The sequence below is a fragment of the Neobacillus citreus genome (genome assembly GCF_018343545.2).
Lineage (GTDB): Bacteria > Bacillota > Bacilli > Bacillales > Cytobacillaceae > Neobacillus > Neobacillus citreus.
The window spans coordinates 21,577-33,315 of record NZ_JAGYPE020000046.1; the positions used below are offsets into that span (position 1 = coordinate 21,577).

Annotated in this window: 9 protein-coding genes; all 9 read right to left on the minus strand. The window is 45.3% G+C overall.

The window, feature by feature from the left end:
- A partial coding sequence (gene scpA / locus KHB02_RS20900) for a methylmalonyl-CoA mutase (RefSeq protein ID WP_420848106.1) occupies positions 1–1,638 on the minus strand: 1,638 nt, incomplete at its 3' end.
- Positions 1,639–1,675: 37 nt separating this feature from the next.
- Positions 1,676–3,532 (minus strand): methylmalonyl-CoA mutase family protein, encoded by a 1,857-nt coding sequence (locus KHB02_RS20905; protein WP_213144923.1) that lies wholly within the window; start codon positions 3,530–3,532, stop codon positions 1,676–1,678.
- Between the two features lie 141 nt (positions 3,533–3,673).
- Positions 3,674–4,978 carry a dihydrolipoamide acetyltransferase family protein gene (locus KHB02_RS20910; RefSeq protein WP_213144922.1) on the minus strand — a complete coding sequence of 435 codons (1,305 nt, stop codon included), beginning with the start codon at positions 4,976–4,978 and terminating at the stop codon, positions 3,674–3,676.
- 18 nt (positions 4,979–4,996) lie between these two features.
- Positions 4,997–5,980: an alpha-ketoacid dehydrogenase subunit beta gene (locus tag KHB02_RS20915; RefSeq protein WP_213144921.1), complete on the minus strand. Its 984-nt coding sequence runs from the start codon at positions 5,978–5,980 to the stop codon at positions 4,997–4,999.
- Positions 5,981–5,991: 11 nt separating this feature from the next.
- Positions 5,992–6,996, minus strand: coding sequence for a thiamine pyrophosphate-dependent dehydrogenase E1 component subunit alpha (locus tag KHB02_RS20920; RefSeq protein ID WP_277398328.1), 1,005 nt, complete (start codon positions 6,994–6,996; stop codon positions 5,992–5,994).
- Positions 6,997–7,038: 42 nt separating this feature from the next.
- A complete protein-coding gene (gene lpdA / locus KHB02_RS20925) occupies positions 7,039–8,460 on the minus strand; it encodes a dihydrolipoyl dehydrogenase (RefSeq protein WP_213144920.1) in 1,422 nt (473 codons plus the stop codon).
- 21 nt (positions 8,461–8,481) lie between these two features.
- The gene (gene buk, locus KHB02_RS20930; protein WP_213144919.1) at positions 8,482–9,585 is read right to left on the minus strand and encodes a butyrate kinase; all 1,104 of its coding nucleotides are present in this window, start codon (positions 9,583–9,585) and stop codon (positions 8,482–8,484) included.
- Between the two features lie 105 nt (positions 9,586–9,690).
- Positions 9,691–10,794 (minus strand): branched-chain amino acid dehydrogenase, encoded by a 1,104-nt coding sequence (gene bcd / locus KHB02_RS20935; protein WP_213144918.1) that lies wholly within the window; start codon positions 10,792–10,794, stop codon positions 9,691–9,693.
- Between the two features lie 35 nt (positions 10,795–10,829).
- The gene (gene yqiS / locus KHB02_RS20940) at positions 10,830–11,729 is read right to left on the minus strand and encodes a phosphate butyryltransferase (RefSeq protein ID WP_213144917.1); all 900 of its coding nucleotides are present in this window, start codon (positions 11,727–11,729) and stop codon (positions 10,830–10,832) included.
- Between the last annotated feature and the right edge of the window lie 10 nt (positions 11,730–11,739).

The following is an 11,739-nucleotide window of genomic DNA, read 5'->3' on the forward strand; positions in this document are numbered from 1 at the left end:
AATGGAACGGATAATAGCTTTATGACGACCCGCTGCTTTTTCTATCGCATCGGAAATTTCGCCTAGCGTCGCTCTTTCGCGTGCCGCCTTGACAGCAAGCTCTAATAAATTCCCTTCGCCGGAAGCAGCCGCATTGGCTAAAGCTATTAAAGCCTCTTCCACTTTCTGTAAGTCCCGATTTACTTTTAAGGAATTTAATTTTTCAATTTGCTTTAAACGGACAGCTGTATTATCAATGTCCAAAATATCAATTGGCTCTTCTTTTTCAAGCCGGTAGCGATTAACGCCAATAATCGTTTCTTTTGCAGAGTCGATTTGTGCCTGCCGTCTTGCCGCCGCCTCTTCAATTTTCATTTTCGGCAGCCCGGTTTCAATGGCCTTTGCCATTCCGCCGAGATTTTCAATCTCCTCGATATGTGTCCAAGCCCGCTTGATTAATTCATCCGTCAGTTTTTCCACATAGTAGGAGCCTGCCCATGGATCGATAACCTTGGTTATGCCAGTTTCTTCTTGTAAAAACAACTGGGTATTACGGGCAATCCGCGCTGAAAAGTCTGTCGGCAGGGCAATCGCTTCGTCCAACGCATTTGTGTGCAGGGATTGGGTGTGGCCCATTGCCGCCGCATGCGCTTCAATCAGCGTCCGGGTTACATTATTAAACGGATCCTGCTCGGTCAAACTCCAGCCTGATGTTTGCGAATGGGTGCGGAGTGCCATTGATTTTTCGTTTTTCGGATGGAAAGATTTCATCATTTTTGCCCAGATATATCTTGCTGCCCGCATTTTGGCCACTTCCATGAAGTAGTTCATACCGATGGCCCAGAAAAAGGACAACCTCGGGGCAAATGAATCAATGTCGATTCCGGCTTTAAGTCCGGTTCTTACATATTCCAAGCCGTCTGCTAACGTATAAGCGAGTTCGATATCGGCAGGTGCCCCGGCCTCCTGCATATGATAGCCAGAAATACTAATGCTATTAAACTTAGGCATGTATTTGGACGTATATTCGAAGATATCGGCAATGATCTTCATCGACATTTCTGGCGGATAAATATACGTATTCCTGACCATGTACTCTTTTAGAATATCATTTTGAATCGTTCCGGACAGTTTTTCCTGGCTGACTCCCTGTTCTTCGGCCGTTACGATGTAAAAAGCCAGTACCGGGAGAACGGCGCCATTCATCGTCATGGAAACGGACATTTGATCGAGCGGAATTCCGTCAAAGAGGGTTTTCATATCGAGCACTGAATCAATTGCCACCCCAGCTTTCCCAACGTCACCGACTACCCTTGGATGGTCAGAGTCATAGCCGCGGTGAGTAGCCAGGTCAAATGCCACCGATAAGCCTTTTTGCCCCATCGCCAGATTGCGGCGGTAAAAGGCGTTACTCTCTTCGGCAGTGGAGAATCCGGCATACTGCCTGACTGTCCAAGGACGGTTCACATACATGGTCGGATATGGTCCCCTTGTGTATGGAGGAAGCCCCGGCAGGCTGCCGAGCTGTTCTGTCCCGTCTCGGTCTTCCTTTGTATAAATCGATTTTAGGATGATTTGTTCATTGGTCTCGAACAGTAAATCATCAAGGGAGGAGGCAATCTCTTTATCAACTTTTTCCCGCCATGCTTCTTCCGTGATAAAATTCTGGTTCTCAAACAGTTTTGCGTTTTGAAAATCAGGCTTTTGTTTGTTCAAGAGAGTTCACCTCCATGTCAGATAGGATTTCATCGATGGTTTCACAGCAATTGCTTTTTACATGAATAAACCGCTTAAGCCCCTCTTCGTACCACTGGGCCTGCAGTTCTTTTTCAGGAAGCCCAGCCAGAAGGAAGATTAGGTTTGGAAATTCAGATTTTAACGCTGTCAGCATTTCATGTCCGATTTGCTCATACTGTTCATTTGTTCCGCAAATGCAGACAAAGTTAGTTTTTAAGTCTATGATAAATTGTCTGGCATCCTCTATCGTGTGGACCGGCTTGCTTTCAGCTGGATGGATTCCGCCGGCTGCAAGAAAGCCCTTCATGAAATCAAGTCTTGGTTTATGCTGCTTTAGTTCGCCTAGACATAACATGCCGACTGAAGGTGCAGCACCTGTTGTTTCTTGTAATTGGTTTGCCTTGAAGCGAAGCTCCTCATATGGTTCTGCTAATCTGTGCTGAGGGATGGCCTCGAAGTCTTTTGTGGCTGCGGCTATTTTCATTAGCTGCTTTTGGCTAGGTACCGCTTCATCCAATTTTGCATAAACATTTGTCCCGACGATACTTTGCTTTCTTATTTGAATATCGAGGTTCTTTTTTTCATAAACAGCAGCAATTTGCTGTTGAAGCCAGTTTGACTTTAATGCCTCCAAAATGCCTCCCGCAGCCTCAATTTCCTTAAAAAATCCCCATGCATTTTCCGCTAGCTGATTGGTCAGCGTCTCCACATACCAAGAGCCGCCTGCAGGGTCAACCACCTTCTGCAAGTGTGCTTCTTCTTTTAAAATTAGCTGGATGTTGCGAGCAATCCGTTCGGAGAAAGAAGTAGGCCCAGTCAATTCATTAAACGGCTCCACATGCAAATATTGGGCTCCCCCTAAAACAGCGGCAAATGCCTCGTTGGCGGAACGAAGGATATTGACATGAGAGTCAAAGTTAGTTTTTGTAAAAGATGAGGTTGTGGCGGCAATCTGCATACCCCTTGCTTCCGCTTCGGCACCGTAAAGTTCCGCAATCCGCTTCCAGAGTACGCGGGCTGCTCTAAGCTTGGACAGTTCCATAAAAAAGTTGCTGCCGATGGAAAATTGGAAAATCATTTTTGATAGAGCTTTTTCAATGTTCATGCCATTATCAAGAAGCTCCTGTAAGTAATAGACTCCTGTGGCGGCGGCGATCCCGAGCTCTTGAACAGCGTTAGCTCCGCCATTATGGTACGGAGTGGTGTCGACAAGAACAGTACGTAAATCAGGAAACTTTCCATCTGCCTGCAGGATTTGACTTGTCCGTTCTTTAAGTAATTCCTCTTGGATTGCTCCAACTTCTGCAAATAGGGAAACGGGGTCATTGCCTATGTAGCCTGTAAGGATTGTTCCATCACTATACTGGCCGGCAAGATTTTTTAACATGTCATTCAGTTCCCATCTGGCGTTGATAGCAAATGGGTATTTTTTCTCTAAACCCGCCAATAAATCTGGAAAACTATTGGTTTTCGAAACTTCAAAAGAAATTGCTGTTTGTCCCTTTTCAAGGGCCTCTTGAAGCTTTTGTTTAAGTTCTTCGGGTGTTCGATAAGATATTTTCTGGGCAACTTTCCATTCGTCTGTTACATATCCTAATGGGGCAATTCCCCTTCTAAAATCAGATCCTCCAGGATAGTCGGGCACCTGTTGTTCATCCTGCTCGGTATAAAGCGGTTTCAAAACAATGTTTTCATAGGTGGTACTTTGTAATAATTCAATTTTTTTCCCTTTTAATGATTTCTCGGCCTGTTCCTTCCAATCATCTATTGTTTTTACAGGGAAAGATTGATTACGTATATTTTCCAAACTCCTCATCCCCCTTCCGCATATTATTGAACTAATATTCAATTAATTCTATTTTAGGGTACAACCTCGATTCAGGCAAACATTTTCAAAACTTAAAAAATAAACAGCCGCCAATCAAAACTTGAATGGCGGCTGTTGCCGGCAAATTTTTTAGTAAATAGAGGTTGTTGTTTTAGACATGTTTTCGATGATTTCTTTCACCCTAGCCAGGAACCGGCCGCAAACAAGCCCGTCAAGAACACGGTGATCTAAAGACATACAAAGATTAACCATATCACGAACTGCAATCATCCCGTTATTCATGACAACAGGACGTTTCACAATCGATTCGACCTGAAGGATTGCGGCCTGCGGGTAATTAATGATGCCCATTGACTGGACAGAACCAAAAGAGCCGGTGTTATTGACTGTTATCGTACCACCCTGCATATCCTCCGGACGAAGCTTTCCGGACCGCACCTTCACGGCAAGGTCAGAGATTTCACGGGCAATACCTTTAATCGTTTTCTCATCGGCATTTTTGATGACAGGCACGAATAAAGCGTCATCTGTGGCGACTGCAATCGAAATATTGATATCCTTCTTTTGAATAATCTTGTCGCCGGCCCACATCGAATTAATTTGTGGGAATTCTTTTAGGGCCTGAGAAACGGCTTTTACAAAGAAAGCAAAGAACGTTAAATTGAAGCCTTCTTTTTTCTTGAATTCATCTTTTATGGAATTGCGGTAGTCAACAAGGTTGGTGGCATCGACTTCCACCATTGTCCAGGCATGCGGTATTTCATGCTTGCTGCGCAGCATGTTCGTGGCAATCGCTTTGCGAACGCCGGTAACTGGAATTTCGATATCCCCCGCTGCCACCGGAACCGATACGGCAGGTGCCGGTGCAATAGCTGCTGGAGCAGGCTGACTTGGAGCTGCAGCCTCCTGAACAGGCAGTTTACTAGCTGCATGCACTGGTGCCTCCGCTTTTTGTCCTGCTGCTGGAATATTACCAGACTCAATGATTTGCAATAAATCCTTACGAGTTATCCTGCCCCCAGCACCAGTACCTAAAACCTGCGTTAAATCAATGCCATGCTCCTGCGACAACTTAAGAACAGCCGGCGAATACCTGGCCCGATTCCCCTGATCAACAGGAGTGGCAATACCGTTCCCTACAGCCGCTTTTAGTTCAGGTGCGGAAACAGCTGCCTCCGGAGCAGAAGCGCCGCCTTCCGTTTCGATGGTACAGATAATTTCCCCAACAGCCATTGTATCACCTTCGGCAGCAATGAGTTCCTCAATTACACCTGAAAAAGAAGAAGGAACTTCCGCGTTAACCTTATCTGTCATGACCTCTGCCAGAGGGTCGTATTTATTTACCTTATCCCCAACAGAGACTAGCCATTTGCTGATTGTACCTTCCGTTACACTTTCGCCTAACTGCGGCATTTTAATTTGTTCAGTTGCCACTATTTCATCCTCCTAAACCTAAAACTCCGCAAGCTCGCGCATTGCTTTTTCGACCTTATCCGGATTGACCATAAAGAATTTTTCCATTGTTGGCGCATATGGCATTGCTGGAACATCTGGGCCGGCTAACCTTTTAATCGGGGCATCCAGTTCAAATAAGCAGTTCTCGGCAATAATGGCGGCAACCTCACTCATAATGCTGCCTTCTTTATTGTCCTCCGTGACGAGCAGTACCTTACCTGTTTTCGATGCTGCTTCGATAATCGCTTCTTTATCTAGCGGATAAACGGTACGCAAATCCAAAATATGCGCAGATATGCCGTCTTTGGCTAATTTCTCTGCCGCTTGCAGGGCAAAATGCACGCAAAGCCCGTAAGTGATAACAGTGATGTCCTCTCCTTCACGCTTTACATCTGCTTTACCAATTGGCAGGGTATAATCTTCAGTAGGCACTTCACCTTTAATTAAGCGGTAGGCCCGTTTATGTTCGAAAAATAACACTGGGTCATTATCGCGAATGGCCGCTTTTAAAAGTCCCTTTACATCATATGGGGTGGATGGCATCACAATTTTTAAGCCTGGCTGATTTGCAAATACGGCCTCAACTGATTGTGAATGATACAAAGCTCCATGAACGCCGCCGCCATATGGGGCGCGGATGACAATCGGACAGTTCCAATCGTTATTAGAACGATAGCGGATCCTTGCCGCCTCGGAAATAATTTGGTTTACTGCGGGCATAATAAAATCAGCGAACTGCATTTCCGCAATTGGCCGCATCCCGTACATGGCGGCCCCGATTCCAACACCGGCTATCGCTGATTCCGCCAGCGGCGTATCAATTACGCGCTCTTCACCAAATTGTTCATACAGTCCTTGTGTAGCCTTAAAAACGCCGCCTTTTCGCCCCACATCTTCACCAAGAACAAAAACTCGTGAGTCTCTCTCCATTTCCTCGCGAATGGCCATAGTAACTGCATCAATATATGAAATAACTGCCATATTTCTTCCCCCTAACGATCCCCGTATACATATTTCAATGCATCCTCTGGCGCTGCATAAGGTGCATTTTCTGCATAGTCAGTGGCTTCATTGACGATCTGCATGACGCGGTCATTGATTTCCTGCTCCAATACATCATTCAACACGCCGGTTTCCTTCAGATATGCACCAAAGGTGATGATTGGGTCCTGCGATTTTGCCTTTGCAACCTCATCAGGCGCCCGGTATGAGCGGTCATCATCGTCAGAAGAATGCGGAGTTAAACGATAAGAAACAGTTTCAACTAAAGTCGGACCTTCGCCGCGGCGCCCGCGCTCGGCCGCTTCCTTAACAACTTTATAAACCTCTAACGGGTCATTGCCGTCTACTGTATAGCCGGGCATGCCGTAACCAATGGCACGGTCAGAAACCTTCTCACAACCCAATTGTTTTTCAATTGGCACAGATATCGCATATTTATTATTTTCACACATAAAAATGACCGGGAGTTTATGAACACCAGCAAAGTTGGCACCCTCATGGAAATCCCCCTGGTTCGAGGATCCTTCCCCGAACGTAACAAAGGAAACAAAGTCCTTCTTCTCCATTTTACCGGCAAGTGAAATCCCCACCGCATGAGGAACTTGCGTAGTTACAGGCGATGAACCGGTGACGATCCGATTCTTCTTTTGCCCAAAATGTCCCGGCATCTGCCGCCCTCCGGAGTTAGGGTCTTCTGCTTTGGCGAAACCTGACAGCATCAACTCTTTTGGAGTCATCCCAAACGTTAATACGACACCCATATCACGGTAATAGGGCAATACATAATCTTTTTCCCGGTCTAGGGCAAAGGCAGCACCTACCTGTGCAGCCTCCTGCCCTTGGCAGGATATTACAAATGGTATTTTACCTGCACGGTTCAACAGCCACATCCGCTCATCGATACGGCGGGCCAAAAGCATCGTTTCAAACATTTCCAGCACTTTTTCATCGCTTAAGCCTAAAGCTTCATGACGCTTTTCCACCATTAACTTCATTCCTCCCGTTTGTTCGCTTTAAATCATTTCTCTCCCAAAAACCTATCCATGGATGGCCTTCCCATCAACTGCCAATGCCGCCTCGCCAATTGCTTCCGAAAGGGTTGGATGAGGATGGATGGTGTGGGCAATTTCCCATGGTACAGCATCAAGCACCATCGCAAGGCCGGCTTCCGAAATCATATCAGTAACATGAGGACCAATCATATGCACCCCTAAAATATCATCGGTCTCCTCATCAGCAATAATTTTAACAAATCCATCTGCTTCACCGAATACAAGGGCTTTCCCAATAGCACGGAAAGAAAATTTCCCCACTTTTACTTTATGCCCATTTTCCTTTGCTTGATTCTCTGTAATACCGACACTGGAAACCTCGGGACTGCTGTAAATGCATCTGGAAACTAGGTCATAATTAAGCGGTGACGTTTTTTCACCCGCAATATGCTCCACAGCAATAATCCCTTCATGTGAGGCAACATGGGCAAGCTGCAACCCGCCTATCACATCACCAATGGCATATATATGGGATTCTTTTGTTTGATAAACCTCATTCGTTACAATAAAACCTTTTTCAATTTGAATCTCTGTATTATCAAGTCCAATGCCCTCTGTATTGGCCTGCCGTCCTACTGATACAAGCAGCTTTTCCGCTTTGAACTCTTTCACCGAACCCTTTACTTCTGCCGAGATGGCCACTCCATTATCTTTCACCAATGTTTCAGGAAGAACTTTTGCGCTTGTGATAATATTAATCTTCCGCTTCTTCATCAAACGCTGCATTTCTTTCGAAATCTCGTGATCCTCCGTCGGTATAATTCGGTCTGCGTACTCAAGAACAGTCACCTCTACGCCAAAATCGGAAAGCATCGAGGCCCACTCAATTCCAATTACTCCACCCCCCACAATAATGATCGAGCTGGGAAGGGCTTCAAGCTGAAGGGCTTCATCAGAGGACATGACGTATTCGCCGTCAATGTCAAGACCTGGCAATGTCCGCGGTCTTGACCCGGTCGCGATAATGACATTCTTCGGGATGAGCATTTCATTTTCAGAACCATTGTTCATTTCAACGGAAATGGTCCCTGGCATCGGCGAAAAAATCGAAGGTCCCAATATCCGGCCAATTCCTTCAAATACATCGATTTTCCCCTGCTTCATTAGATGCTGGACACCTTTATGCAACTGGTCAATAATTTTGTTCTTTCGTTCTTGAACCTTGCCAAAATTAACTGAAACTTCTCCAGTGATCACACCGAATTCATCGCTGCGCTTTGCCGTTGCAAACACTTCAGCACTCCTGAGCAGTGCTTTACTTGGAATACAGCCCTTATGAAGACAGGTACCTCCAAGTTGGCCTTTTTCAACAATTGCCGTTTTCAAACCAAGCTGTGAGGCGCGGATCGCCGCTACATAGCCGCCGGTCCCTCCGCCAAGTATGACCAAATCATATTCTTGTGCCATTTGGTTCCCTCCCAAATTCCCCTAAATTTTCACTGTTTTAAATTTCCCTGGGTAATCCTTAACCTCTTCTTCGCCGAGTAAGACACGAAGTGCCCCTTCCGCTAACGCCTGCAGCTCATTTTCACCCGGGTGGACAATTACGTCTGCAATCCATTTAATCCGATCAATAATTGATTTAACAAATTCTTTACCATATGCCAAGCCGCCTGATAAACAAATAGCATCTACTTTTCCGGATAGAACAGCGCTGGCAGAGCCAATTTCTTTTGCCACCTGGTATGCCATTGCCTCATAGATCAGCTTTGCCTCCTGATCTCCAACCGCGATTCGTTGCTCAACCTGCAGTGCATCATTTGTACCAAGGTACCCAACAAGCCCGCCTTGGCCGACCAGCTTTTTCATCATTTCTTCCCTGAAATATTCACCTGAATAGCATAAAGCAACTAAATCACCAGCCGGAACTGTTCCGGCACGCTCCGGACTGAAGGGGCCATCGCCATGGAGGCCATTATTGACATCGACGACCCTGCCCTGTTTATGTACTCCGACGGTAATTCCGCCCCCCATATGGGTAACAATCAAATTTAATTCGTTGTATTTTTTTCCAAGCTCTTTGGCAGCCCGTCTGGCGACAGCTTTTTGGTTTAACGCATGAAAAATGCTTTTTCTTTCGATTAATGAAAAGCCTGAGATTCTGGCGATGGGGTCAAGCTCATCGACAACAACCGGGTCGACGATATATGAAGGAATATTAAGTCCCGAAGCAATTTCAAAGGCAATGATACCGCCGAGATTAGATGCATGCTGACCGGAATAACCTTTCTTAAGGTCTTCTAGCATTTGGCTGTTAACTGCATATGTTCCGCCCTCGATTGGACGAAGCAAGCCGCCCCGCCCACAGACAGCATTTAATTTCGAAAGATTGATTCCTTCATGATCCAGTGTCTCCAAAATCACATTCTTTCTGAATTCATACTGGTCAATAATATTAGCAAAAGTATTAAGAATCTCCATGTCATGTCGAAGGTTTTTTTCAAAAATGGAAATTTCATTATCGAATACTCCAATTTTTGTGGAGGTGGAACCGGGGTTAATGACGAGAATTCGATATTCTTTATTTGGCAACGGATAAACCTCCAATTTACTTCTGAAACACTTGACTTTCGAATATTAAAGGCAAAGACGCTGAATTTCCCCATTCAGCGCTTTGCTAAAGTATTTCAGTTGTTTCTATCTGGTTCTTCTTCTGCTTAAAATATTGTGGCCATTTTGCAGGAATTGGCTTCTTGAATTGCGTATTCTTTCAATCCGTTCCTCTGCCATGCGGTCTGCCGCCACGTAGGTTGGAATGCCATCCCGCTTAGAAATTTCAATCACTTTTTCAATGCTGTTGTAGATGGTTTCTACTTTTTTCATAGCGCGCTCATAGTTATAGCCATATAATTCATCCGCAACGTTAATGACTCCGCCCGCATTTATGACGTAATCAGGTGCATATACGATTCCCATTTCATGAATGAGGTCGCCATGACGGGTTTCCTTTAATTGGTTATTAGCAGAACCAGCAATTACTCTTGCTTTCAATTGTGGGATCGTATCGTCATTAACCGTTGCACCAAGCGCACATGGAGCATAAATATCACACTCTACTCCATAGATTTCATTTGGGTCCACTGCACGGGCGCCAAATTCTTCTACTGCACGGTTAACGGCTTCCCTATTTATATCAGTAACGATTAACTGGGCACCTTCTTCATGTAAATGACGGCAAAGACTATAAGCTACATTTCCAACCCCTTGGATTGCGACTACCTTTCCTTCAAGGGAATCAGAACCAAATGCCGCCTTCGCTGCTGCTTTCATTCCACGGTATACACCATATGCCGTTACCGGTGAAGGATTTCCCGATGAACCAAATGCGGGAGAAATACCAGTAACATAGTCAGTTTCTTCATGAATCAAGTCCATGTCCGCAACAGTTGTTCCAACGTCTTCCGCTGTAATATAGCGTCCATTCAAGCCTTGAACATAACGCCCGAAAGCACGGAACATTTCTTCGTTTTTATCCTTGCGCGGGTCGCCGATGATAACCGTTTTACCGCCGCCAAGATTTAATCCTGCTGCCGCATTTTTGTATGTCATCCCTTTAGCAAGTCTTAGCGCATCTTCGATTGCCGCTTCTTCTGATTCATATGTCCACATCCGTGTACCGCCAAGTGCTGGTCCCAAGGTTGTATCATGAATGGCAATAATCGCTTTTAATCCGGATTGGTTATCCTGGCAGAACACTACCTGCTCATAATCATATTGCTCTAGGTACTTAAAAATTTCCATGTTAATTCCTCCTCTGAAAAATAAGCGTACTAGTACTATACAGAACACAATGCCAATGCCAGCGAATATAGCTTGCTCTCAGCCGAATCGGCTCTTGAAGTCAGGACGATTGGTGCTTTTGCTCCAGAGATGACAGCACCCACTTTGGCATTTGCAAAATAAATTAATGATTTATATAAGGCGTTGCCCACTTCAATCGCAGGTACCAATAGAATGTCAGCTTCCCCCGCAACCTCGCTTTGAATCCCTTTGTGCTCGGCAGCAAGCGCCGAGATGGCGTTATCCAATGCAAGCGGGCCATCAATAAGGCAGCCTTTTATTTGTCCCCTTCTGTTCATCATGGTTAACGCAGCAGCATCCAAGGTTGCCTGCATGGCAGGGTTTACTTCTTCGACAGCCGCAATCGGCGCGATCTTTGGGGTTTCAATCCCAATAGCCTTAGCCAGGGCAACAGCGTTTTTGACAATTTGTACTTTCAGCTGTAAATCCGGAGCAATGTTCATAGCTGCATCCGTTACGATAATAAACCGTTCAAATCCGGGCACTTCGAATACAGCCGTGTGAGATAGCACACTCCCTGTCCGTAAGCCAAATTCCTTATTTAAAACTGACTTTAAAATAATATTAGTAGGAAGATTCCCCTTCATTAACACATGAGCCTCTTTGCTTGAGACTGCTTTAACAGCGGAATCAGCCGCTTCGGCTAATGAGGCAGTATGGATAATCGTAAGACGATTCTCGCTATTTGCATCTATTCCTTTCAATTGAAGGGTGGACATGATCTTTTCTTGATCACCAAATAGTAAAAAATGTGCCAGGTTACGATTTAGCGCATCAAGGACTGCTTCAATCACTTCCTCGTCTTCTGCAGCCGCAACTGCAACTGTTTTAGCATCATTTTGGGTTGCTTTGTCAATCAATGTTTCAAGCAGCAAGCTATCATCA

Coding starts and splice junctions, on each gene's coding strand:
- KHB02_RS20920 (WP_277398328.1), bottom strand. CDS start 6,996: ATGAAGTTAATGGTGGAAAAGCGTCATGAAGCTTTAGGCTTAAGCGAT.
- KHB02_RS20905 (WP_213144923.1), bottom strand. CDS start 3,532: ATGAGGAGTTTGGAAAATATACGTAATCAATCTTTCCCTGTAAAAACA.
- lpdA (WP_213144920.1), bottom strand. CDS start 8,460: ATGGCACAAGAATATGATTTGGTCATACTTGGCGGAGGGACCGGCGGC.
- KHB02_RS20915 (WP_213144921.1), bottom strand. CDS start 5,980: ATGGCAGTTATTTCATATATTGATGCAGTTACTATGGCCATTCGCGAG.
- bcd (WP_213144918.1), bottom strand. CDS start 10,794: ATGGAAATTTTTAAGTACCTAGAGCAATATGATTATGAGCAGGTAGTG.